The sequence below is a fragment of the Aerococcus sp. NPDC058936 genome (assembly GCF_042741995.1).
GTDB lineage: Bacteria > Bacillota > Bacilli > Lactobacillales > Aerococcaceae > Aerococcus.
In genome coordinates this window covers 85,418-111,532 of sequence record NZ_JBHYKZ010000005.1, presented here as the reverse complement: position 1 = coordinate 111,532, position 26,115 = coordinate 85,418, and the positions used below count along the sequence as shown (strand labels likewise).

The 26,115-nt window shown below is 40.0% G+C and carries 19 protein-coding genes and 1 tRNA gene; 18 read left to right on the top strand and 2 right to left on the bottom strand.

Annotated elements, in window-relative coordinates; all coding sequences use genetic code 11:
• The first annotated feature begins 81 nt into the window (after positions 1–81).
• From ACFW0C_RS05400 to frr, 16 genes are all read left to right on the top strand, one after another.
• The gene (locus tag ACFW0C_RS05400) at positions 82–3,810 is read left to right on the top strand and encodes a PD-(D/E)XK nuclease family protein (protein ID WP_378106042.1); all 3,729 of its coding nucleotides are present in this window, start codon (positions 82–84) and stop codon (positions 3,808–3,810) included.
• On the top strand, positions 3,800–7,654 hold the full coding sequence (gene addA, locus ACFW0C_RS05395; protein WP_378106041.1) for a helicase-exonuclease AddAB subunit AddA: 3,855 nt from the start codon (positions 3,800–3,802) through the stop codon (positions 7,652–7,654). Before ACFW0C_RS05400 ends, addA begins: the two co-directional genes overlap by 11 nt.
• 58 nt (positions 7,655–7,712) lie before the next feature.
• Positions 7,713–7,783: transfer RNA gene (locus ACFW0C_RS05390), tRNA-Gly, on the top strand.
• Positions 7,784–7,964: 181 nt separating this feature from the next.
• Positions 7,965–8,627 (top strand): viroplasmin family protein, encoded by a 663-nt coding sequence (locus ACFW0C_RS05385; RefSeq protein WP_378106038.1) that lies wholly within the window; start codon positions 7,965–7,967, stop codon positions 8,625–8,627.
• Between the two features lie 58 nt (positions 8,628–8,685).
• A complete protein-coding gene (lspA, locus tag ACFW0C_RS05380; protein WP_378106035.1) occupies positions 8,686–9,153 on the top strand; it encodes a signal peptidase II in 468 nt (155 codons plus the stop codon).
• 18 nt (positions 9,154–9,171) lie between these two features.
• Complete coding sequence (locus ACFW0C_RS05375) at positions 9,172–10,125, top strand: RluA family pseudouridine synthase (protein WP_378106033.1); 954 nt, start codon at positions 9,172–9,174, stop codon at positions 10,123–10,125.
• A 78-nt stretch (positions 10,126–10,203) separates the two neighbouring features.
• The gene (locus ACFW0C_RS05370; protein WP_378106030.1) at positions 10,204–10,434 is read left to right on the top strand and encodes a YneF family protein; all 231 of its coding nucleotides are present in this window, start codon (positions 10,204–10,206) and stop codon (positions 10,432–10,434) included.
• 173 nt (positions 10,435–10,607) lie between these two features.
• Positions 10,608–12,377: an ABC transporter ATP-binding protein gene (locus ACFW0C_RS05365; RefSeq protein WP_378106027.1), complete on the top strand. Its 1,770-nt coding sequence runs from the start codon at positions 10,608–10,610 to the stop codon at positions 12,375–12,377.
• Positions 12,364–14,175 (top strand): ABC transporter ATP-binding protein, encoded by a 1,812-nt coding sequence (locus ACFW0C_RS05360; protein WP_378106136.1) that lies wholly within the window; start codon positions 12,364–12,366, stop codon positions 14,173–14,175. The genes ACFW0C_RS05365 and ACFW0C_RS05360 overlap by 14 nt, the downstream gene beginning before the upstream one ends.
• Positions 14,165–14,830 carry a lysophospholipid acyltransferase family protein gene (locus tag ACFW0C_RS05355; RefSeq protein WP_378106025.1) on the top strand — a complete coding sequence of 222 codons (666 nt, stop codon included), beginning with the start codon at positions 14,165–14,167 and terminating at the stop codon, positions 14,828–14,830. The genes ACFW0C_RS05360 and ACFW0C_RS05355 overlap by 11 nt, the downstream gene beginning before the upstream one ends.
• A gap of 61 nt (positions 14,831–14,891) precedes the next feature.
• Complete coding sequence (locus tag ACFW0C_RS05350; RefSeq protein WP_378106023.1) at positions 14,892–15,383, top strand: AI-2E family transporter; 492 nt, start codon at positions 14,892–14,894, stop codon at positions 15,381–15,383.
• A 327-nt stretch (positions 15,384–15,710) separates the two neighbouring features.
• Complete coding sequence (locus ACFW0C_RS05345) at positions 15,711–18,911, top strand: SNF2-related protein (RefSeq protein ID WP_378106020.1); 3,201 nt, start codon at positions 15,711–15,713, stop codon at positions 18,909–18,911.
• Positions 18,912–19,107: 196 nt separating this feature from the next.
• A complete protein-coding gene (gene rpsB, locus ACFW0C_RS05340) occupies positions 19,108–19,866 on the top strand; it encodes a 30S ribosomal protein S2 (protein ID WP_039934631.1) in 759 nt (252 codons plus the stop codon).
• Between the two features lie 153 nt (positions 19,867–20,019).
• A complete protein-coding gene (gene tsf / locus ACFW0C_RS05335; RefSeq protein WP_003141035.1) occupies positions 20,020–20,898 on the top strand; it encodes a translation elongation factor Ts in 879 nt (292 codons plus the stop codon).
• A gap of 119 nt (positions 20,899–21,017) precedes the next feature.
• Complete coding sequence (gene pyrH, locus ACFW0C_RS05330) at positions 21,018–21,737, top strand: UMP kinase (RefSeq protein WP_016897476.1); 720 nt, start codon at positions 21,018–21,020, stop codon at positions 21,735–21,737.
• A gap of 13 nt (positions 21,738–21,750) precedes the next feature.
• Positions 21,751–22,311, top strand: a complete 561-nt coding sequence (gene frr / locus ACFW0C_RS05325; protein ID WP_378106017.1) for a ribosome recycling factor — start codon at positions 21,751–21,753, stop codon at positions 22,309–22,311.
• A 135-nt stretch (positions 22,312–22,446) separates the two neighbouring features.
• On the opposite strand, the gene ACFW0C_RS05320 is transcribed toward frr, so the two are convergent.
• Both ACFW0C_RS05320 and ACFW0C_RS05315 read right to left on the bottom strand, forming a co-directional pair.
• Positions 22,447–23,802 carry a sensor histidine kinase gene (locus tag ACFW0C_RS05320; protein ID WP_378106016.1) on the bottom strand — a complete coding sequence of 452 codons (1,356 nt, stop codon included), beginning with the start codon at positions 23,800–23,802 and terminating at the stop codon, positions 22,447–22,449.
• A gap of 3 nt (positions 23,803–23,805) precedes the next feature.
• Positions 23,806–24,495, bottom strand: a complete 690-nt coding sequence (locus ACFW0C_RS05315) for a response regulator transcription factor (protein WP_378106015.1) — start codon at positions 24,493–24,495, stop codon at positions 23,806–23,808.
• A gap of 205 nt (positions 24,496–24,700) precedes the next feature.
• Between ACFW0C_RS05315 and ACFW0C_RS05310 the strand changes: the two genes are divergently transcribed.
• Together ACFW0C_RS05310 and ACFW0C_RS05305 are read left to right on the top strand one after the other, a co-directional pair.
• A complete protein-coding gene (locus tag ACFW0C_RS05310; RefSeq protein WP_378106014.1) occupies positions 24,701–25,441 on the top strand; it encodes a polyphosphate polymerase domain-containing protein in 741 nt (246 codons plus the stop codon).
• A complete protein-coding gene (locus ACFW0C_RS05305; protein WP_378106012.1) occupies positions 25,431–26,108 on the top strand; it encodes a DUF4956 domain-containing protein in 678 nt (225 codons plus the stop codon). Before ACFW0C_RS05310 ends, ACFW0C_RS05305 begins: the two co-directional genes overlap by 11 nt.
• The last annotated feature ends 7 nt before the right edge of the window (positions 26,109–26,115 follow it).

The following is a 26,115-nucleotide window of genomic DNA, read 5'->3' as shown; positions in this document are numbered from 1 at the left end:
AGTTGGCGTCTGCAAGGTGCCAGCTTCTCCTTTTATATATTTAGCAATTTAAATCATTTGCTTTAACCAAAAGGAGTGCTTATGAATTTACAGTTTATTTTAAAAACACCAACCCAAAATAACTTAAAGGCTGTATATGAAGACATTGATGCCTATCTAAGAGCAGATATCGACAACCAAGTTTTTATCATCACCGATGATAATATGAAATTTGATTTAGAGATGTCTGTCTTACGTCAAATGAAAGCAGTTCAATTGAATGCCGGCCATACTAACGACGAGAAACATGCTGGCATGATGCGACTACAAGTGCAATCGTTTAAACGGTTGGCTTGGTATTTACTGCAGAAACAAGATAGCCAATCAGTAGGAGATATTTCTGATATCGGGAATATTATGGTAATTGGACGCGTTTTAGCTGATATGAAAGATGATCTACTGGTCTACCGCGGTGAATATAACCAGATTGGTTTTGTGGAAGCTTTAGCTGACTTATTTAAGGAGCTGGTGAATGGTCAAATTACTAGTGAGGTTTTTTTAAATTCATTGTCTAGCTATGTTTCAAGCGACCAGCCATTGATTCAAAATCAAGTCAAGAAGATGAAAGAATTAGCTGCGATATACGGAGCGTACGAGAAGTATTTAGTGGGCTTAACCATGGAAGAACAAAACGTTTTTGCCCAGCTGAGACAAGCAATTTCAGACCAAGATTTATCTAAAACAAGAATAATTATCACCGGCTTTGATTATTTCAACGCTCAGGAACTTGAGACTATTGTTTCATTCCTTGAAAATTGTCCCCAAGTGCAAATTGTCTTGAATATAGACAAACCTTATGACTTTAGGACACCTGATTGGTATGAGTTATTTACGGTAACAGGGAAAACCTATAATCAACTGATGCAATTTGCTAGAAAGCAAGGTATTCCATTTGCTAGTCCAATTTTGGCCGAAGAGGGTGCTAGCTATGCAGATGGTTTTAAAATCTTAGACAACTACTTAAGAACGGACAACCGTGTTGAAAGTGGCCAAGTGACGCAAACAGATGAAGCAATAGCCGCTGTCAACCAAGTTATGGAGATTTGGGAGCTGCCCTCTACCCATATGGAAGCTGACCAAGTGGCTAATGAAATTTACCGGCTAGTGGCAGACCCCAATACGGATTACCGCTATAAGGATATTCAAATATTAACCAGAGATGAACCGACATACCAACATGCCTTGCAAGCAGCTCTTGAAGCCAATGAAATCCCTTATTTCGCTAATTTCCAAGAGGATATGGCCTTACATCCCCTGTACCGATTGATGATGAGCTTGTACCGGGTTTACCAAGGGAATTGGCGGTATCAGGATGTTTTTGACCTACTGCGAAGTGAACTATTAATGCCAGTCGACTTAGGTGAAATCAACCAATACGGGGCGCAAGCTTTTAATTTGACCGATGATTTACTAGACGGTTTATCAGCAAATAAGCAAGCACAAATTCAATTTCGTGATGCTATTGATCTAACTGAAAATGTGGTTTTACGCAATGGTTATGAAGGGCAGTTTTGGTGGTCTAAAGACCGGACTTGGTCCTACATTTTAGTGGGCGAAGATGGCGAAAAGATTGGTACTAAACGAGATATTGCCATTGAAGCAACGGCTAACCATATAAAATCCTTTGTTGTGGGGGCCTTGTCGCCCTTATTTACCAACTGGGAAAAGGACCAAACAACTGAAGAAGCCATTACTTTCTTTTATCAATTTCTAGCCAATAGCGGCATTCCAACCAGTTTAATGACATGGCGGGATAACTATTTAGAAACTGGTCAGTTACAAGAAGCGCGACAACACGAACAAGCTTGGCAGACTTTTATCCATATGCTAGATGACTATGTTCAATTATTTGGAGAAGAATCTTTTGACCTAGATTATTTCTTCAAGATTCTAGATCTGGCCTTTCAAAATGCTGGCTATGCTATGGTGCCACCAACAATGGATTCTGTTACAATCGGATCTTTTGATGAAAATAAGGTAGAAGCAAAGAAAATCACATTCCTTATGGGTCTATCAAAGTATGCTTTGCCGGTGGTCTATGAAGAAAAATCTTTATTAACGAATGAGGACCGGCAATTAGTGGTCAGTCAATTAGATGACTTACAAGCCTTAAAACAATCGGCTGATAGTAAAAATAACAATGAGGCCTATAAAGCCTATTTAGCTTTCCTATCTGCCACTGACCATCTATATATTTCTTACCCAATAAACAACGGTGACGCGGATACTGAAGGCTTATCACCAATGGTTGCCCGTATTGCAGATGCTTTTAAAATAAATACCAAGTACCTACGCCAACCGTCTGACCAGGCGTCAGAAGAAACTCTGCTAAAACTCGGAAATGCCCACTCACAGGTCCGCTATTTACTAAAAGCAATGGCCCAAGATGCCCACGGCCAACAAAGTTTAAGCCAGATATGGCGGCCTGTATACCAACAAGTAGTATCCAACCAATCTGCTAAGAACTTCTTCACATGGTTGCAGTCTAGTTTGACTTACCATAATACGGTATTGCCCCTTACGCCAGAATTGTCACGGTCCTTATACGGTGATATTTTGGCTGTATCTGTTTCCCAGCTTGAACTCTATAACCGAGACCCCTTTTCTTATTATTTGAAATATGGGTTGAAATTAAAAGAGCGACCTAGCTTCCAATTAGATTCCTTACAAACAGGGAACTACTTTCATGAAATGCTGGACCATTTTTTCAAAGAGGTCAATCAAAGAAACTTTGATTTAGCTAATCTCTCTGACGGAGAGGTCAAGGAGATTTTAGGCAATGTGACGGATAAATTAAATGATCCGGATGTCTATCCTGAGTATACGGTCTTTAAGGTCAACCACCGCAATAGTTATTTGCAGGAATCGATGACAGGGACCATTCAGTTGCTGGTTGAAAATATAATTAAACAGCGACAAGCGGTTAACGTGGAAACCATTGAAACGGAACAACGGTTTGGCTATACCCAAAATGAGGACGATGCAGAAGAGACGATTACCCATTTCACTTTAGCAAATGGACAAGAAGTTCGTTTACGAGGAAAAATTGACCGAATTGATGCGGTATCACAGGAAGAAAATGACCTTTCACAAAACTTTATTCAAGTGGTTGATTATAAGTCGTCAGCTCATGACGTGAAATTTGACCAAATTTATGTTGGGGCACAATTGCAGTTGTATACCTATTTAAAGGTGGCTTTAGACCAGTTAAATCAAGATGGACAAACAAGCCTGCCACTTGGCGCTTTCTACCAAAGGATCTTCCAACCCCAAGTAAAAATTGAAAAGCAAACAGATTTGACGGACAAGAATATTGCAGACCAGATTTTAGCGGATTTGAAACTGTCGGGTTATGTGCGAGCTGACTATGATTTACTGGAAGGGATGCATAGTGAAGGACTTGAACCGGGCAGTAAATCAAGTGTTTACGCGGTTAGCCGGAAGAAGGATGGCGATTTTGCTAAGGCGGCTAAGGTATTGACTCAAGATGAGTTGGATCAATTATTAGCTTTTGTGGAAGAGAAGATTGTGACCACAGCAGAACAAATTGTGTCAGGTCATATTGCATTAAATCCACTTGAAGACGACCCTTATATTCCCTCTATGACTGAGCCTTACCGGTCTGTTTCTATGTTTGATGCAACGGACTATACCAATAAATATCGCCCAAATCCATCTATGTCGCCGGATGAATTTTTCCAAGCGTTGGCAATTGATGCTGAAGTTGATGAGAATGAAGCAGAGGAGGACCAAACAGCAGATGAAGAATAGACAGAAACAAACGACCATTCCACTGCAAACGGAGGCTAATGCTCGTTATACAGCCGATCAATGGGCAGCCATTCATTTAGAAGGGGATAACTTGCTGGTTTCAGCCTCTGCCGGTTCTGGTAAAACCAGTGTCCTCGTCCAACGTATCTTGCAAAAGGTACGTCGTGGCTATGGGGTTGATGAGTTACTGGTCGTGACTTTTACCGAAAAAGCAGCCAGTGAAATGAAAGAGCGTTTGGAATCAGCTTTACAAGAAATGATCAACGAAGAATCAGATGCCGATAGTCGACAACATTACTTGCAGCAAATTGCTAAATTACCGCAAGCCAATATTTCAACCATTGATGCTTTTTGTAAGCAAGTCATCCAGCGCTATTATTTCTTGATTGATTTAGACCCGGTTTACCGTTTATTAACTGATGAAACGGAAAATATGATGCATTTTGAAAATGTCTGGGCATCCTTAAAAGAGGATTTGCTAGCGACAGAAGATGCAGATTATTTACGCATGGCCAATCATGTTGCTTCTGACCGTAAAGACGACAAGATTGACCAATTGATTTTTGATTTATACAACAAGTCTCGAGTCCACACGCATCCAAATGACTGGCTAGATGGTTTAGTGGCTAAATATCCAGATGAAGATACCCCATATGGAGAATCCGCTTTTTATAAAGACTATGTGGTGCCGGCATTACTGGGTGAAATAGAGGCCCTCGAAAATACTATTCGGTTGTATATCGAAGACCTGCCAGTTACAGAAGCGGTTGGTTTTGAAAAAATGGCTACTTCTGTCAAAGAAAAGTTGGCTTATTTAGACCAGTTAAAAACGAATGTACAAACTTCTTATAAAGAGGCCTACCAGCAAGTGGTTGCAGTTCCCTTTCCAAGCCTTGTCAGAAAAAGTAAAAAAGATTTTGAAGATGGTAACGATGCCCAAAACGAATTGCGAACCCAATTAAAGGATCGCCATGACGCAACAATTAAGGATGTTTTTGATAAGGATATCATGCCTTACTTTACCTTTGATGAACATTATCAAGGGCAATTTATCCAAGATGCTAAAAAACTCGGGCAAGCCATTATCAATGTCGAAAAAATCTTTACTGACCGTATGACTGCCCATAAATTTGACCAACGAATTTTAGATTTTTCGGATATCGAACTCTTTACCTACCAAATTTTAAGTAAGCAACTAGATGATACCGAATCTCGCGACGGTGAAAATTTGATTGAGAACGCCAATACTATGAATGAAGCTAAGGCTTATTACCGGGACAAATTCACTGAAGTAATGGTGGATGAGTACCAAGACGTCAACGCCTTACAGGAAGCGATTCTACAGGCTGTTTCAGGGAATCCGGATGACCCCAACATGTTTATGGTAGGGGACGTGAAGCAGTCAATTTACCGGTTCCGCTTTGCAGAACCTGGCTTATTTATCCATAAGTTCAATCAATTCGCTGATGGTAATGGAGGGCAACGGATAGTCTTAGCGGAAAACTTCCGTTCAAGAGGAGATGTCCTTGATTTTACCAACTTTATCTTCCGTCAGGTCATGGATCCGCAAGTGGGTCAGATTGCTTATGATGAGGATGCAGCCCTTAAATTAGGTTTTACCGCTTATCCAGAAACTGACCGAATGCAGACAGAAATCCTATTATATGATGAGGAAGATAGTAGTAAAGGTAGCGAAACTGACCAAGACGACTTAGATAATGACGTCTCTAATGGCACGAAAATGCAAGCAGAATTGATTGCTCAATCTATTTTGGATAAGATCAATAACCAGCATATGATCTATGACAAGAAGTTGCAGGCGGATCGACCAATCACTTTTGATGATATCGTTATTCTAGTTGCAACTAGACGTAATCATTCAGAATTAGAGGACGTCTTTGCCCAGTATAAAATCCCTTTGTTGTTAGATGATTCGGCCAATTATTTTCAACGGACGGAGATCCGCGTCATGTTGAATGTCTTGAAATTTATTGATAATCCTTACCAAGATATTCCCTTGGCGGCCATTTTGCGGTCCCCAATCATTGGTTTAAATGAACAAGACTTAGCGAAAATCCGGATAGCCAACAAACAGGCAACCTACTATGACGCCATGAAAGCCTATTTGACTTTGGATGAAGGGCAAGATGAGCGTGTGGCAACAAAGTTGCGGACCTTTAACAACTGGCACTTGGCCTGGCGGGATATTGCCCGTGACAAGCCCTTAGCTACTTTAATCTGGCAAATTTATATAGATACCGGATTTTTAGATTATGTAGGTGGGATGCCGAATGGTGAGATCCGCCAAAATAATTTGCACGGCTTTTATAAATTGGCTTCTGATTATGAGGCATCAGCCTTTAAGGGGATTTTCCAATTTATCCGCTTTGTGGAGAAAATTCAAGAAAAAGACAACGACTTGCAGGCACCAAAACATGGGGACGATACCCAATCTGCAGTTCACGTTTATACTATTCACCATTCAAAAGGACTAGAGTTTCCGCTCGTTTACGTCTATAACATTTCCAAGCGATTTAACTCCCAAGACCTTAGAAATTCAGTGATTTATAACGACGCCATCGGTATCGGGGTGAAATTGTCTGATAGAACACGCCACATCACGTATCCAAACATGTTTGAAATCATGGCCAAGCGATTTGAGAAGAAGGATATGTTGGCTGAAGAGATGCGGAAATTGTACGTAGCCCTAACACGTGCTGAACAGCAATTGGTACTAGTGGGTATGGTTAAAAACTTCGATCAAACTATCGGCAAGTGGCAAGGACTTCTGATGAAAGACGAACAGTTGTCGCCTTCAGGTCGGATAAAAGCCAACAGTCTACTTGATTGGATTGGCCCGGCCCTTATGCGCCACCATGATTTTGACCAGGTCAACCAATCAGTCCATATTCCAGATTACCTAGCCAACACTAAGACCAACTTCCGGATTTCGGTGGTTTCCAGTGAAGAGGCGGTAGCTGGTCGCAACAAGTGGGTACAAGCAGTGGATGAATCGATTCAGGTTGACCAAGCAGAAATCTTAGCAGCTATTTTAACAGATGACAAAATGGCGACTAATCCCCAAGCTTACAAGCAAGTCATCCATCTACCAACAGCAGACCTAGATTATGCTTACCAATCTGCTACCAAGACGACATCCTTCCAATCTGTATCGGAATTGAAACGGATGCTACAAGATCCAAGTGATCACGACTTGCAACCATGGTCAGTCAACAATCAAAACAAATTGACCAAGACTTTCCGTTACACCGAAGAAGATTATGACCAACCCAATTTCTTGGCTAAAGAACAAGCGGTGACACCAACAGCCATTGGGTCAGCGGCCCATCTATTGATGCAAAAGGTGGACTTAACGACTAAACCAAGTGAAGGAACTTTTAAAGCGCTGTTTGATGACCTGTGCAAAGCAGGCATCTTGAATCAGCAACTTTGGGCCCATATTCAAGTAGATAAATTAGTTGCTTTCTTCGATTCGGCAGCAGGGCAATTGATTTTGAAACAAGTTGACCGCTTATATAGAGAAGAAACCTTCTCTCTTATGATGGCCGGCTCAGAAATCTTTACGGATATGGCAACAGATGATGACTTGTTAGTCCACGGGACAATTGATGGTTTTATTTTATTTGCGGATGAAATTTATCTATATGACTTTAAAACCGACCGAATTGCATATCTAAATGAAAGCCAACAAGAACAAACCTTGATAGATCGCTACCAAGGACAAATGGATTTATATGCCCAAGCCCTTGAAACCATCTGGGGACGACCGGTTACACAGAAAATGATTATATCTTTAGATGTATTAAAAACTTTTTTTGTCTAAAAACACTTGCAAAAGTAATACAAAAGGTGCTATACTATTTCTTGTATTAGTTTTGCATGCGGGTGTAGTTTAGTGGTAAAACCATAGCCTTCCAAGCTATCGTCGCGAGTTCGATTCTCGTCACCCGCTTAATAAAAGATTAACACCGTTAGTATTTCAAAACTAGTGAAGGGAAGTGGGGCTTAGGTCTCACTTTTTTTATGCTAAAATTTCCTTGGAGAAGGTAGGAGAGAAAATCAGTATAATCAATTCAGATAGATATCAAAATATCATCAATTTACAATAATAGAAAGCGAGTGGTTGACTAACCATGGCAAAATTTTATGCAGTGAAAAAAGGAAAAACACCAGGAATCTATAAGACGTGGTCTGACTGTCAGAAGCAAGTTAAAGGCTTCTCGGGTGCAGTCTATAAGTCATTTACAAGCCTAGAAGAGGCAGAAGCCTTTATGGGTAATGGGTCACAGCCAGTGTCTAATACAAGTCAAGGGGAAGAAATCCGCTGGCTGACTATAGATGGTAAAAACGGCCAGGTTGATGCTGATACCATGTCCGTTTATGTAGACGGTTCTTTCGATAAAAGTTCTGGTTACTTTGGCTACGGGGGGGTAGTCTTATACCAGAATACAATCAAAACTTATAAGGGTGGTCGTAACACAGAAGGATTGGCTAAAATGAGGAATGTAGCCGGTGAAATTATCGCTGCGATGCATGCTGTTAAAATTGCGAAAAAATCAGGTGCTAAAAATGTCGTGATTTACCATGATTATATGGGGATCGCGGAGTGGGCCCTAAAATCTTGGCAGGCAAAAAACGAATATACCAAGGAATATCAGGACTATATGCAAGACCAAGCCAAGGATCTAGCTATCGGCTTCGTGAAAGTCGCAGCCCATACAGGCAACAAATATAACGAGAAAGCTGACCAATTAGCTAAAGACGGGATTCGCCAAGCTAAATTAGCCAATAAATAAGCTAGAAGAATGGTAAAATATATTTAAAGAATATCGGCCGATTGGCTCAGGAGGATTTATGTTACTGAATTATCTATTAATTGCAATTTTAGTTGGTATTGACCAAATCGTGAAGTATTGGACAGTGGCCAATTTTGCTGTCAATGAAGGGCAAGATTTCATACCGGGTATCCTTTCTTTCTTTTATATCCAAAATGATGGGGCTGCTTGGGGGATCTTCTCAGGGCAAATGTGGCTATTTTATATCATTACAGTTGCTGTTGTGGCTGTCCTCGTTTACATGCTTCATAAGGAAGCTAAAGGCGCACCGCTACTGGCTACAGGCCTTTCCTTTATGATTGCAGGAGCCTTGGGTAACTTTATCGACCGCCTGCATTTAAACTACGTGATCGACATGTTTCGATTAGCATTTATGGATTTTCCAATATTTAACGTAGCGGACGTTTGCCTAACCATTGGTGTCATTATGATGATAGTCTACATGATTATTACCCCTGAAAACCAATTGGAAAAAAAGAACCGGTAACTAGTGAGGAGTATCATTTTGACAGAAGAAAAGACAGTATTTAATTATACTTATACGGGTGAAGACGGCTTGCGCTTAGACCAATTCGTCACCAACCAATTGACAGACGAAAGCCGAACTACAATCAAAAAATGGATCAAAGAAAAATTGGTCACAGTAAATGGCAAGGTGGCTAAAGCGTCACAAGCCTTGGTTAATGGAGACATAGTCGGAGTTGAAAAACCGGTGCCTACTGAAGCGGAAGAATTTAAACCAGTAGCCGAAAAGATGGCTTTAGATATCGTATTTGAAGATGACGACATTTTGGTGGTAAATAAACCGGCAAACCTAGTCGTACATCCTTCCGTGAATCACCCAACTAATACCTTAGTGAATGGTTTGTTATACCATGTGCAGGAAAATGGGTCGCAACTAGCGGTTGGTCGCGAGTCTTTTAGACCAGGTATCGTCCATCGATTAGACAAGGACACCACCGGATTACTAGTGATCGCTAAATCACAAGCAGCCCTTGAAAATCTAACTGAACAAGTGGCCAACCACCAAATGACACGAATTTATTCAGGCTTAGTTTATGGGGAAATTTTTGAAGCGGGCGGAACCATTGATGCACCAATCCGCCGTCATGAAAAAGACCGGTTGAAATTTGAAACCAACGAAGCCGGTCGTCACGCAGTTACGCATTTCACGGTAAAACACCGGTACGTTGGGTATACCTTGGTCAACTTCCAATTGGAAACAGGTAGAACCCACCAAATTCGTGTTCATGCTAACTTTATCAACCATCCAATTGTGGATGATCCCTTGTATGCAAGACAATATAAAGAGCGATTCTTTAGTGAAAACGGCCAATTATTACATGCACACCGCTTAGAATTAGAACATCCAGTCACAGGTGAACATATGGTCTTTGATGCGCCACTTCCTAATCATTTCCAGGATGTATTACATCAATTGACATTTAAAGGTGTATAATTTATGAAAAGCTTTGCAAAAGAGGAGATACTTTAGTAAAATTTTATCTTGTAAACAGATGAGAGGAGTGTAGAGACTATGCTAAGTACAGGAGCTTGGATTTTAATCGTAATTATCGCAGCTGTTTTAGGTGCTGTTGGGGGATTCTTTATCGCCCGTAAATATATGGTGAACTATTTTGAAGAAAATCCACCAATTTCTGATGACATGATTCGTTCAATGATGATGTCAATGGGTCAAAAACCTTCAGAAAAACGTGTGCGTCAAATCACACAATCTATGAGGAAGACGAGCAAAAAATCGAAATAATGAGATTAAAGCGCCAACAAGCGCTTAATATCAACAGTAGCCTCCGCAGCTAATAAGGCATGCGGAGGCTGTTTCGTTGTCTAACCAAATTTTTATCTACAAGTGGGTGTTAATTTTCGCAATTGGTCAAGATTTGGTAGATAATAGGTGAGTATTTATTTAGGAGGGAAGAAATGTTTTCAATTTTTAAAAAATTGGGTTGGTTTTTTAAATTGCGGTGGAAGAGCTATGCCTTTGGGATAACGGCATTGGTTACCTGTGCTATTTTATCTGCTATGACCCCTAGAATTGTAGGGAATATGGTAGACCAATTAGCAGCAGGCTCTTTAACTGGGCAATTATTAATCACTCAAACAGGCCTTATTTTATTATTGGCTATTATTATGTATGTACTTCGTTACGGTTGGCGGACGATTATTTTTGGCAATTCGACTTTACTAGAATCGATTATGCGTAATCGTTTGTTTAGTCATTTTACAAAAATGGATGCCACTTTTTACCATAAATATCGGACGGGTGACTTGATGGCCCATGCCACAAACGACTTAGCGGCCTTGCGATTTGTTGCTGGTGGGGGAATTCTGACCTTAACGGATTCTATCTCCATTTCTGTTGTGACCTTGTTCTCTATGTTTGTCTTAATCGACTGGCAATTAACACTAGTGACCATCCTGCCATTCCCTATTCTAATTGTGGTGGCCCGTGTTCTGGGTCGAATCATTAACAAGCGGTTTCGTAAATCGCTTGAAGCCTTCTCTAGTTTAAATGACGAAGTCCAAGAAAATGTTTCTGGGATGAAAGTCATCAAAACGTTCGGTGAAGAAGAAGACTACTACCAAGATTTCGTTGAAAAAACCAACCAAGTGGTCGAAATGAACCGTAAAGTTTACCAAGCGGATGCAGCTTACACGCCAATGATTGAGATTATCACTGGTTTAACTTATGTATTGACTATCTTCTTTGGGACTTACTTTATCCAAAACGGTCGGATCACAGTCGGTGACTTGATTGCCTACATTTCATACTTGTCTATGATGGCTTGGCCTTTAATTGCGGTTGGCCACCTGGTCAATACGCTTGAGCGTGGAAACGCATCGTGGGACCGGGTGTCTGAATTGTTGGACGAGCAGCCAGCTATCGTTGAAGCTGATCAACCTATTACAACGCCGATTCAAGGGGATATCCATTTTGACATTCAGGAATTTGCCTACCCAGATGACGGGCGGACGAAATTATCAGATACGCGTTTCCACTTGGAAGAAGGCAATATGCTTGGTGTCGTTGGTCGGACCGGGTCTAGCAAAACGACAATTTTCAAGTTGCTGATGCGTGATTATGACCAATACGAAGGCCAAATTACCTATGACGGCAAAGATATCAAAGATTTTAGTTTAAATACACTGTCTTCAGCAATCGGTTATGTACCACAAACGAATTTCCTATTTTCAAATACGATTTTAGAAAACATTCGCTTTGGGAATCCAGACCTATCTGAAGAAGAGGTCATTCACTACGCCAAAGTAGCGGATATTCACGAAGACATCATGAAATTCCCCGAAGGTTATCAAACGGAAGTTGGGGAACGTGGGGTGTCCTTATCTGGTGGTCAAAAACAACGGATTGCTATTGCTCGTGCCTTAGCGGTTGACCCAGAATACTTAATTATGGACGACTCCTTATCTGCGGTAGACGCGCAAACGGAAGAAAATATTTTGACCAATTTACGTCAAGAACGAGCCAATAAAACAACAATTATTGCGGCTCAGCGTCTGTCTTCAGTGATGCATGCAGAAGAAATCATTGTCATGGATAAAGGGACGATTATTGAACGCGGTAAACATAGCGAATTAGTCCATGAAGAGGGTTGGTATGCCCATACTTATAACCAACAACAATTACAAAGAAAAATTAGTGAAGGTGGTGATTCTGATGGAGAAATCTAGTCCAACAAAGTTTTCATTAGCTGACCAAGTGCGGATCTTCAAAGGCATTATCGGCTTTGGGAAACCGTATTGGCTACCCTTTGCCTTATCCTTCGTTGCAACTGCGATTGTAGCAGCTATTTCAGCTTACCTACCCATTATCATTCAACGGTATTTGGATGAAGTGTTGGGTACAAATTCAGCAACCCTACAAGTGACGATACAGGTCGCAGCCTTTTATTTTGGCTTAACCCTATTAAAAGTAGCGGTGTATTACTTTAGAGACTTTACCTTCAAATTAACGGCAGAAAAAACAGTAGCCAACATGCGAAATACGATTTATCAAAAAGTAGTGCACTTGGGTATGCGGTATTTTGATCAAACACCAAACGGTTCAGTGGTGTCACGGGTGACAAATGATACCGAAACCATTAAAGAGTTCTGGCAGGTCTTTTTATCCTTCTTTGACGGTTTATTGAATATTGTGGCTATTACTTATGCCATGTTTACCCTAGATGCTGGTTTGGCCCTTGTATTTATGGGCTTTGTACCGGTAATGTTGATTTTGATTTATATCTACCAACGTCAATCGACTTTTATTTATGGCCGAATGCGGGTAGCCTTATCTACTTTGAACGCGAAATTAAGTGAATCGATTTCTGGAATGAATATCATTCAAAACTATGGTCAACAAGACCGTTTGATGCAAGAATTCGATGACGTTAACCAGACTTATGTAAGGGCTCGTGTAGGTATGTTCAAAATGAATGCCTTATTATTACAGCCAGCAATCAACTTACTTGAAGCCATCGCCTTGGTGCTTGTCTTGTATATTTTTGGTTTCCAAGACTTGCAAGGGGTAGCCATTAATGTCGGGGTCGTATATGCCTTTACTTCTTACGCGAAATCCTTTTTCCAACCGATGGGCCAAATGATGGATTCCCTATCAATCTTCCAAGATGGTATGGTATCTGGATCGCGGGTATTGGCCTTACTAGACAATCCGGAAATGGCGCCAGTTTCTAATCCAGGCGCAGATGGTAAAGTCTCTGAAGGGCATATTCAAATTAAAGACTTATCATTTTCTTATGACGAGAAAAAACAAGTGCTACATGATATCAATATCGATATTAAACCTGGACAAACAGTGGCTTTTGTTGGCCAAACTGGTTCAGGTAAATCATCGATTATCAATGTCTTGATGCGGTTCTATGAATTCAGCCAAGGGGACATTTTAATTGATGGTCAATCTATTAAAGATATCCCGATAACGCAACTGAGAGAAGATATCGGCTTAGTCTTACAAGACTCTTTCATGTTCTACGGGGATATCGCTGAAAATATCCGTCTGCACGGAGACTATTCTGCTGATATGGTCAAGGCTGCAGCCCAATTCGTCAAAGCTGATGACTTTATCGAGTCCCTTGATGACGGCTATCACGCCAAAGTAATTGAAGGCGGGGCAGCATTCTCGACAGGGCAAAAACAATTGTTATCATTTGCCCGGTCAATCTTACGGGAACCTAAAATCTTGGTATTAGACGAAGCGACAGCCAATATCGATACCGAAACAGAGCAGAAAATCCAATCTGGTTTAGCTAATATGCGACTAGGTCGGACAACCATTATCATTGCCCATCGTTTATCAACAATTAAAGATGCAGACCAAATTATTGTCCTTAAAAATGGCCACATCATCGAGCACGGAAACCATGACGACTTGATTGCACAAGGTGGCACATATTATAATATGTATCAGTTGCAGACCTATTCGGATGCACATCAAGATATAGATGAAGGGGAAACCGATGATTTATAATATTTTACTGACTTTAATATCCTGGTTTATCCGGTTAATTAATGGTCCAACAAAGATTGATATTGATGAGGCCTTCGACCCAGAAGCCAATTACCTAGTAGTTGGCCCTCACCGTTCAATCCTTGATCCAATCTTTATTGCCATGGCATTACGTCCTAAGCAAATAGCCTTTATGGCGAAGAAAGAATTATTAGCCAATAGATTTTTAGCCTGGTTCTTCACAACCATCAACATCATTCCAGTTGACCGTGAAAATCCTAGCGCCTCAACCATTAAACAAGCTGTTCGAACCATCAAAGAAGGCGAGAAATATGTTGGGCTTTTCCCAACTGGCTCTCGTTATTCAGATGAAATCAAAGACGGTGCTGTTTCAATGGCCAAGATGGGTAAGGCAGAAATCTTACCTGTTACCTACCAGGGGCCCATTGGTATTCGTGATTTATTCACTTGGAAAACAACTAACCGTGCCAAAGTACGTGTTGGTAAACCAATCCAATTGCCGGATGTTAAACGATTAAGTGATGAAGACAACAAGGCGATCAATCAAGCCATCAAAGATGCTTTCATCGAAAATGACCGTATTCTAGATCCAAATTATACTTACGATCTAGCCGGTGCAGTCGCTAAACGCGATGCTAAAGAAGCTAAGAAATAAGTTTAGCGGTCAAAGGATGCGTTCTACATAGGCAGGAAGATTTCTAAGAAAGGATGATAAGATGACAAAAGCCACCTTTTGGAAACAAGTTTTCTTGCATACCATTCAAAACATTAAATTGTACGTGGGCGCAGAAGTTAAGTTGTTATTCTTGACCGTGATTATTTATGGTGTAGGCTTTTGGGCCCTAGATATTCAATTGGCCTGGCTAATGGCTATGGGGATTAGTCTAGTGGCCTTACTACCAGTCATTGGTGCAGGGGTTGTCTTTATTCCTTGGATACTGATTGAATGGTTGCAGGGGGATACCTATGTAGGTTGGTGGCTATTTGCCATTTACTTGGGTGTTGAATTATTGACCGAAATCTTGCAGCCACTACTCATCGGTAAAGATTTAAAACTACCTTTTTGGTTGCCGATAGTCGTAACATTAATGTGTACCGTCGCCTTTAACTTATTTGGGGTCATGGTCGCGGGGCTAATTATCCCTTTGATATCAGCCTATTTCCAAGTAAAAGAAATCGAACGCGCGGAAATCTATGACAACAAATAATCAAAACGAGAGATCTGTATAAAAGCAGGTCTCTTTTTTATTTGTAAAGGGCGTTCAGAAACATGTGAGAATTTTTCTATCATGCCTAAGTGGTGAAAAAAGAATGAGTAGTCAGACACGGAATTAAACCATGGCTAATTCCGTGCCTAATGCCTCGAAGATAATGATAGGAAAAAGCATAGCTGAACGCTTATTCACTAACTATAATAATACCTCTCGCCTTATGCCCTGACTCACATCCTGTGGCTCAGCATATGAATTTCTTAAGAAGTTTGATATAATAAATTAATTAATGAGCGACAGATTCAGAATTTTGGGGTGTATGATATGAAGTGGAGTATTCCAAGTAAGATAATCGAGCAAGGACGCGCTTTGGTAAAGGAAAATCGGGTGCTTAAAGTAGTACCAGATGAAGAAAATACTGTTTGGCGTGCAGAAGTACTCGATGATGACACGTATACCGTGATCTTAGATGGAACTGCTAAAGAAGAAGATGTGTGTCAGTGTCAGGTCTTTCAAAAGAAAGGCTACTGTGAGCATACAGTTGCAGTAGAACTATTCTTAAGAGAAATGGGCATGACGCGTGTTCACCAATTTAATGAGGAATTGAAACGTTATCCAGAAGTAGATGATGAAGTGGAACTACAAGTGAATGAAGTCATTGAAGGTTACTTAAGCCACCGTCAAGTAACCAGTCCTGTGAAACGTTTACCGCGGTCTAGTAGAGTAAAAGTGACTTTAGAAGTTCAATTCGACGAAGTGAGACCTTATATCATTTCCTATGAGGATATTGCCTACTTGCGTATTCGTGTGGGTGTCAACAACTTGTATTATGTAACAGATATGGATAAATTCTTCCAAGCTGTTGTCCAAAATACCTTATACATTCTACCTAATCGGGACCGTGAGGAAATTTGGTTGTCACCGGCAACCCTTGGTCAAGACACTTATGACCTAATGGTCGAACTAGCGAATGCCTACCAATTGCGTAATAAGTGGTTGCTACTAGTGATGAATACACCAGAAAATAAAAAGAACACCCAACGTTTCTATTTGATGAGTGAAGAATTAAATCGCTTGAAGGACCTTTATCTTGCAGATAACCGGGTTTCAATCCGCTTTAAACTTGATGGTAATGCTATTAAACCAACATTCTCTAAGGGAAAAGCTTTGGTATTTAGCTTGCAAAAAGACAATGATTTATACCAATTAACTTGGGATCAATCAGTCAATTGGTTAGCCCAATATGGATTACTCATTCAAGACGAAACCTTGTACGAAACAACCCAAGACAGCAATTTCTATGATGACTTGCGATTTTTACAGGGCTTCTTTGCAGAAAACGAATATCAGATTTCCTTGCCAGCTGAAGAAATGATTTATTTTATCAGCTTATTCGGTGGGACTTTGATGGCGTATAGCGAAATTGATCAATTAGAAGAATTGTTTGACTTATATCAAGAAGACTTGCAAGTTCATGTAACGTTGGATGTTGAGGGATCTGATTTATATGTCACCCCTGAATACCAATACGGGAAATACTTAGTTTCTGATGACGCAGAAAACCAAGTTCTACCAGATGATGATGTGGTTTTAGTCCGTGACTTCTCTGGTGAAGTGACGGTTGAAAATACCTTAAAAGCTTTAGGCTTTAGTTCGGAGAAGGGGGCCTTTGTCCAACATTTCGATAACTTGACCGACGTTATGATCAATATCGAAAACTTCGCACGCTTGTTTATCGACCAATGGGACATCAAATATGGCAAGTTCTTACGCAATGTATACGACAATAAAGTGAATGCTACCGTTAAAATGACCCCGAGTGATGGTAGCCGTTTCCTATCGGTTGATTTTGAATTGTCTGACGTTGAGCCTGTTGAAGTTGACCGTATTTTAAATGCCATTATGGAAAACGAGGCCTATATTCGTTTGCGCGATGGTCGGATTATAGACGTGCAAAATACTATGGATGACGAACAGAAGCGTATGCTTCAACAAATTTCTGCCGCTAATAACGACTGGCAGAACGGTGACGTGGTCCCTATTTTCCAAACCTTACGATTCCAAACATTGGTGGACGGAAATGAGGTATTTGAAGAATTCTACGATGATATTGTACGGGCTAAAGAAAAAGACTACACGCCGTCAGCTAACCTGAAAGCAACCTTATCTGACTATCAAGAAACGTCAGTGAAATGGTTTAGAGGACTAGCTAAATACCAATTGGGTGGCTTATTAGCGGATGAGATGGGGCTAGGGAAAACTGTTCAAACGATTTCCTTTGTGCTTGACTATATTGAAAACAATCCTCATGAAAAGTCATTGGTCTTGGCGCCAGCATCTGTTCTATATAACTGGGCCCATGAGTTTAAGCGGTTTACACCAACCTTAAATGTGGCCGTGGTAGATGGGACGATTGACGAACGGGAAGCGATTCGCCACGATGATACCATTGATGTTTGGTTGACGTCATACCAATCATACCGAAATGACCAAGAAGCCTACCAAAAAGTGAATTTGGATATTTTAGTCTTAGATGAAGCCCAAGCTATCAAAAATGACAACACGATTCTATATAGATCTGTCAAGAAACAAGTAGCGGCTATGCGGATTGGTTTATCGGGTACACCAATGGAGAATAATTTGAATGAATTCTGGGCTTTGATGCAGATTATTGTGCCTGGGTTATTGCCGAATAAGCACGAATTCCAAAAACTGTCAGTAGGAGAAGTAGCTCGTATTGCCAGTCCATTCGTTCTACGTCGTACCAAAAATGACGTAGCCCTACAGTTACCAACAAAAACTGTTACCGATAGATTCAGTATGTTGGACCCTGAGCAGAAGAATATTTACCTAGCTTACCTGAAGAAAATTCAAGACCAGTTAAATAATGATTCATCGAATGCAGGGCAAACGCATATGGAATTATTGGCGGGTATTACACGCTTACGTCAAATTTGTTGCCACCCACGCCTTGTGAAAAATGACTACACTGGTCAATCTGGTAAGTTCGAATACTTCAAGATCATGTTGAAACGCGCCATCGAATCAGGTCGTAAAGTATTGGTATTCTCTCAATTTACTAGCATGTTAGATGTGATGTCTGAGTACCTTGCTGAAGAGGGTATTGACTACTACATGATGACTGGTCAAACCAATAAAAAAGTCCGTCAAGAACAAGTAGACGAATTCAATACCGGCGATAAATCAGTCTTCTTGATTTCATTACGTGCTGGTGGGGTAGGGATCAACTTGACTGGTGCAGATACCATCTTCTTATATGACTTATGGTGGAACCCTGCGGTTGAAGAGCAAGCTATTGGCCGTGCTCACCGGATCGGTCAGAAGAAAGATGTTGAAGTGGTTCGCTTTATTACTGAAGGGACAATCGAGCAACGTATTGCTGAACTTCAAGAAGAGAAGCGCTACCTATTTGAACAATTATTTGAGGACGGTGACCAAGCGAGCAGTCAAAATCTAAGCTTGGACGACCTGAAATTTATCCTTGGTGTCAGCCAAGCCTTATAAGTAAAAATATTGGCCATAAGTTGTCCCTCTTTTTCAAATATGGCTTGAAAAGGGTGGCGGATTATGGTAATATATTCGAGTGTCGAATGACACATATTTCACACCTTATGGATGGAATCGCGTGGTGCTAGTATTTGCTAGTGGCGAGTCTTTGAAATAGGGGCGGAAAAATAAAAACCAAATGGAGGAATTTAACATGCCAGTTATTAGCATGAAACAATTATTAGAAGCTGGTGTTCACTTTGGACATCAAACACGTCGTTGGAACCCTAAAATGGATAAATACATCTTTACTGAGCGTAATGGTATTTACATCATTGACTTACAAAAAACTGTTAAGTTAGTAGACCAAGCTTACAACGCTATGCGTGATTTAGTAGGTAACGATGGTATCGCGTTATTCGTAGGTACTAAAAAACAAGCACAAGATTCAATCGCTGACGAAGCGACTCGTGCAGGTCAATACTATGTAAATCACCGTTGGTTAGGTGGTACTTTAACTAACTGGGAAACTATCCAAAAACGTATCAAACACTTAAAAAACATTAAAGAAATGGAAGTAGACGGTACTTTTGACGTTCTTCCTAAAAAAGAAGTTGTTGGCTTATTGAAAGAAAAAGAACGTCTAGAAAAATTCTTAGGCGGTATCGAAGATATGCCACGTATTCCAGATGTTATGTTTGTTGTTGACCCTCGTAAAGAAAAAATTGCGATCCAAGAAGCACACAAATTAAACATCCCTGTTATCGCTATGGTTGACACTAACTGTGATCCAGATGAAGTAGATTACGTAATCCCTTCAAATGATGACGCTATCCGCGCTATCAAATTGATTACTGGTGGTATGGCTGAAGCAATTCTTGAAGCTAAACAAGGCGCTCAAGAAGAAGCTGAACAAGATGTAACTGTTGAAGACTTCAAAGGTGACGAAGTTTTAGACGAGGTTGCTGAGTAAGCTTTGCTATAGTTGAAGATTACTTCAATTAGTAGTAAAATATAAACAGTAGATGGCTATCTGATTAAGTTTGTCTAAGCTATATTCGGCTTTCCTTCTTAGTTAAGATAGCCTTTTTTTAAAGAATGCATGCAATTAGGAGGAAAATTTTAAATGGCAATTACTGCAAAACAAGTTAAAGAATTACGCGACCGCACTGGTGTAGGTATGATGGATGCTAAGAAAGCCTTAGTTGAAGTTGACGGAGATATGGACAAAGCTATCGACTTCCTACGTGAAAAAGGTATCGCTAAAGCTGCTAAGAAAGCTGACCGTGTTGCTGCTGAAGGTTTAACTAAAGCTGTAGCTAAAGGAAACGACGCTGTAATTGTAGAAGTTAACTCTGAAACTGACTTCGTTGCACGTAACGATCAATTCGTTGAATTATTAGAAACTGTTGCATTAGCTATCTTAGAGCAAAAACCTGCTACTGTAGAAGCTGCTTTAACTGATGTGACTGTTGAAGGTAAAGACTTAGATACATACATTAAAGAAAAAGCTGCTGTAATTGGAGAAAAAATCTCATTACGTCGCTTTGAAACTTTAACAAAAACAGATGACCAAGAATTTGGTCTATACTCTCACCAAGGTGGACGTATTTCTGTTCTTACATTAATTGACGGAAACAACCCTGAATTTGCTAGCATGGTATCTATGCACATCGGTGGTATGAAACCTCAATTCTTAAACGAAGAATCTGTACCTGCTGAAGTTTACGAACACGAAAAAGCAGTTCTTACAGAACAATCATTAAATGAAGGTAAACCAAAAGAAATCGTTGAAAAAATGATTACTGGTCGTTTACGTAAATTCTTCGCAGAAATCTGCTTAGTTGATCAAAAATACTTATTAGACGACAGCAAAACTGTTGCAGAAGTTGCAAAAGAAAACAATGCTGAAATCAAAGGTTTCTTCCGTTTTGAAGTCGGCGAAGGTATTGAAAAACGCCAAGACGATTTCGCTAGCGAAGTTGCTGCTCAAATGGGTAAATAATTTAACAACATCCCGATATAAACTTTTTGAATTTGCTTAAAATAGAGAAGTAATGAAGAGGGAATTTAAAATAGGTTGGGAAAGGTTTCTTTCTCAACCTTTTTAGTAAGGAGAATAGAATGACAGAACCTAAATACAAACGTGTAGTTTTGAAACTTTCAGGTGAGGCTTTATCTGGTAACAACGGTTTCGGTATTGACCCAGAAACAATGAAGGGTATTGCTAAAGAAATCAAAGAAGTTCACCGTTTAGGCGTACAAATCTCAATCGTCGTAGGTGGCGGTAACATTTGGCGGGGTAAAACGGGTGAAGAAATGGGCATGGAACGTGCACAAGCAGACTACATGGGTATGCTAGCGACAATCATGAATGCGCTAGGTTTACAAGATGTTTTGGAAAACATTGGCGTGCCTACTCGCGTACAAACTTCAATTGACATGCGTCAAATCGCGGAACCATATATCCGCCGTCGTGCTGAGCGTCACTTAGAAAAAGGACGGGTCGTTATTTTTGCTGGGGGTACTGGTAATCCTTACTTCTCAACAGATACAACGGCCTCTCTACGTGCTGCAGAAATTGAAGCAGATGTTATCTTAATGGCTAAAAACGGGGTAGACGGTGTGTATTCTGACGATCCTCGTAAGAACGACGCTGCTGTTAAATACGAAAAATTATCGCATTTAGAAGTCATCAGCAATAATCTACAAGTAATGGACACAACAGCTTCATCATTAAGCATGGACAACAATATTCCTTTAGTTGTATTCAACCTAAATGAAGAAGGCAATATCCGCCGTGTTATCCTTGGTGAAGAAATTGGTACTACAATAGAAGGGTAAGGGAGAAATTTCTATGGCTATTGATAATTTACTAAAAGAAACAAAAGACCGCATGGTGAAATCTGAAGAAGCATTTACACGTACGCTTGCACGTATCCGTGCTGGAGTTGCCAATGCTTCTTTATTAGACGGCATTACTGTAGAATACTACGGTGTACCAACTGACTTACGTCAATTGGCAACTATCACTATTCCAGAGCCTCGTATGTTACAAATCTCTCCATACGATAAAAGTTCTTTAAATGATATCGACCGTGCATTACAACAATCCGACTTAGGTATTCCACCTACAAATGATGGTTCTGTAATTCGTTTGATCATCCCAGCTTTAACACAAGAACGTCGTAAAGAGTTGAGTAAAACAGTTGGAAAAGACTTGGAAGACGCTAAAGTAGCTATCCGTAACATCCGTCGTGATGCGATTGATGAAACGAAAAAAGCTGAAAAAGCAAAAGAAATCACTGAAGATGACGTACGCTCATATGAAAGTGACATCCAAGACCTAACAAACGCTGCAATTAAAAACGTTGAGAAAATCGCTTCTGATAAAGAAGACGAAATCATGAACGTTTAATTGTTTTAATATATTCAAACGATAATACAAGGAAAGCCAGCAGGCCTCATTTTGAGATGACCTGCTGGCTTTTTTTGCTCTTCACTGGAAATTTTGGTAATTGCTTCTGTAAGCCTGGTACCCAGTTTACTCTTGCTAATCGTAGTTTTTGCGCAAACGAATGGCAAAAATCACGCCGTGGGGATGACCATCTTCAACAGTAATTGTCCCCTGATGGTCTTCGATAATTTGTTTAGCGATAGCTAAACCTAGCCCGTAACCAGATGTTTCGCTGGCTCTTGAGGTTGAATCTCGATAAAAACGCTCAAAGATCCGGTCCTTATCCTCGTCAGCAATGTTACTGCCAGTATTTTTGACATAAATATACCAGTGCCGTTTACTAGTGTGCGAATCAACGGTGATCGTATCACCTGCTTGAGTATATTTCAGGGCATTATCTAACAAGATGACCAAGACTTGGTGGATTTTCTTCTGGTCGACTTTTACAATCGCTTTGCCATTATTAAAGAGATTAAATTCTTTGCCTGCTAAAGTAGCAAGATCTCTAAATGGGTCGGTTGTTTGCTTAATAAAGGGTTGAATATCCGTTAGGGTTAAATCTAAAGTCTGTTCATTCGCATCCCCGCGGGCAATGGTCAAAAGGTCCGTGGTTAAACCCGTCAGCCGTCGTGTTTCATTTAAGGCTTGAGCGATGCGCTCAGATTCGTCAATAATTTTAGCATGTGGCTTAGTGAATAAATGGTCTAAATTGTTTTGAATAATGGTTAGTGGCGTTCGTAATTCATGCGAGGCATTCTCAACGAACTCTTGTTGCTTTTTCCAAGATTTTAAAATGGGTTTCATATTTACTATAGACAGGTAATAGGCGATGCCGATAGAAATCAACCAGAAGAAAATCAGGGAAATAATTAAAATATTTTGAAAATTGGCAACTGAGTTGTCAATCTGGTCAGTATTTGAAAGCACTGTGATATAGGCAACATTGCCGGTATTTTCAGGTGCATTGCTTGTAATCGTCCGGAAATGGTATCCCTGGTTTTCATCAGTAATTGTCACTTCTTCAACCTCGTCCAAGTTTTCAGTAGACAGGTCTAGGCTAGTGATTTGGCTATAAATGTCTCCCAATCCATCTTGGTTGAGTATTTCCCCATCCGCACTCCAAAGCACCACCTGGCTGTTAAACCGATTTATACCGTGGTCTTCAGGGTGGTTTGCCTCAGTTTGCCTAGGAACAAAGTCGTCAGTCGAACGTTGAATTTCATCTGAAATCATCTGGGTATTGCTGACTAGGTTTCTAAGTGAAATATCTGTTTCCGAATAGGCAGTAGCATGTAAAATTTGTATAGTGATTACGCCAAGCGCTAGAAAGACAGCAGCAAATGCAATGACATTCAAGGAAAAATAATGCCACCTTTGTCGTATAGACCGATTTTCATTGGCACTTTTCTTTTGATAATTGGATGTATTGTGATTATTATTTCGTTTCCACATAGGCTATGCCTCTTCAGCCCCCGCTAACATATAACCTACATTTCGAATAGTAGTTATCGATTTATCTAATTGATGGGCCTTCAAATGTTTCCGTAAATTAGACATATACACTTCAACCACTGTAATGGCTGTTTCTGAATTAAAACCCCAAATACGGTCGAAAATCTGTTCTTTTGTCAGGATAATGCTTTTATTTTGAACCAAATAAATCAGCAGGTCCAATTCTTTTCCGATGATAGGTAGGGTTTCTTGACCAATCATCACCGCATTTTTCTCCAAATTAATGGTTAAATCCTTATATTTAAGTTGATTGTCATCGAATAACCCCAACGACCGTCTGAGTAGGGCACGTATCCGTAGCAGTAATTCTTCCCTATAAAAGGGCTTAGTCAAATAATCATCAGCGCCTACTTGAAAGCCCTCGACCTTGTCTTCTAAACCGTCTTTTGCGGTCAGGATAAGGACGGGGGTTTTGATATGGTCAGCTCTCAATTTCGATAAAATCTGATAACCGTTCATACCAGGGAGCATTAAGTCGAGAATAATCAAATCATAAGTTTCACTACTGGCTTCATATAGAGCATCATCACCGTTATAGACTTGTGTAATCGTTGCTTGGGCTAGCTCCAAGCAAATTTCTTTAATATTATCTGATAAAATTTTGTCGTCTTCTACGATCATCAATTGAATCATGCGGTCACACTCATTTCTTTGCAAGTTTTTATTAGCTTATCATGTTTAGTCCGAAAAATAAAAAAACTTAAGAATTTTTAAAGTAAAAGCCATTTAAGTTAACTTTAAGCTTGAACGTGTAAATTAACATTATTGCAAGAGGCGGTAAGCAATAATCTAGTAAACAAGCTTATCTCAGTGCCTTAATAAATGAGGAGGAAACATCATGAAACTTAAAAATGTTTTTCAACGCAAGGAAACTAAATATGTCCTGAGTCAAGAAGACTTCCATAAATTCTTCCATGACCTACAAAAAGAAATGTCAGTAGATGAGTACGGACAACATACCATCCTATCCCTCTACTTTGATACCGATGATTATAACTTAATCAAAAGATCGATAGATAAACCAGTATATAAAGAAAAATTTCGTATCCGTGCATACGGGGTACCTGGAGAAGACTCATTAATCTTTTTAGAAATTAAGAAAAAGGTTAACGGAATTGTCTATAAACGTCGAATCCCTATGTCATATGATGAATATCTAAAATGGTTAGAATGCGGTGAATTCCCAGAAGAAGCCCGAGAAAACAATCTGCCAATTTCTAGGCAAATTGAGTCAGAGATAACATGGTTATTTAAAAAGAATCAGACCTTAGCACCAAAAGTATTAATCGCTTATGACCGCGTATCTCTCTTTGACCATGAAGATGGCGAATTCAGGGTAACCTTTGATCAAAATATTCGTTACCAAAATGACCAACTAGGCATCATCGAAAATGATGAAGGTGACCTGGTTGCACCAGAATTGGGTGTACTCATGGAAGTGAAGGCCTTAGGTGCCTACCCATTATGGTTTGTCAGCCTGCTAGACAAGTACCAAATTAGAAAATCAAGTTTTTCTAAATACGCAGAAACTTACGAACGTCATTTATACAGAGAGGAAGAATTATTACATGTTAACTAGTATATTTTCAGGAGATACCACAACATTAGTATTTAGCGAAGTATTAATCTGTTTCCTTGTATCCATAGTCTCAGGGATTTTAGTAGCCGGTGTTCACATGGTGAAAAATGCCTATTCTAAAAACTTCATTATTACGTTAGCCGTACTACCTGTTTTAGTCCAATCAGTTATTATGCTGGTTAACGGAAACTTAGGTACAGGGGTTGCCATCCTAGGGGCCTTCTCACTCATTCGTTTCCGTTCAGTACCTGGTGGTTCCCGTGATATTGCCTCAGTATTCTGGGCAATGGGTATCGGTTTAGCGACCGGTATGGGTTACGTCGGTTATGTCATTATTTTCTCCACTATCGTAGCTATTCTACTCCTTATCTTATATAAATTACCATTTGGTGAATCTGGCAATAATGTCAAACGTGAATTAAAAATCACTATTCCAGAAGACTTAGATTACCCGGATTTATTTGAGGATATTTTTGAAAAGTATACGGATACTGCCAGCTTAGAAAGCGTTCGTACAACTACAATGGGTAGCTTATATGAATTGCGTTACCATTTATTGATGAAAGATCCAACAGTAGAAAAAGCCTTAATCGATGAAGTTAGAGTTCGAAATGGTAATCTGCCAGTCGTTTTAGGCAAAGTTGCCACAACGCCAGATACTTTATAGAAGTAAA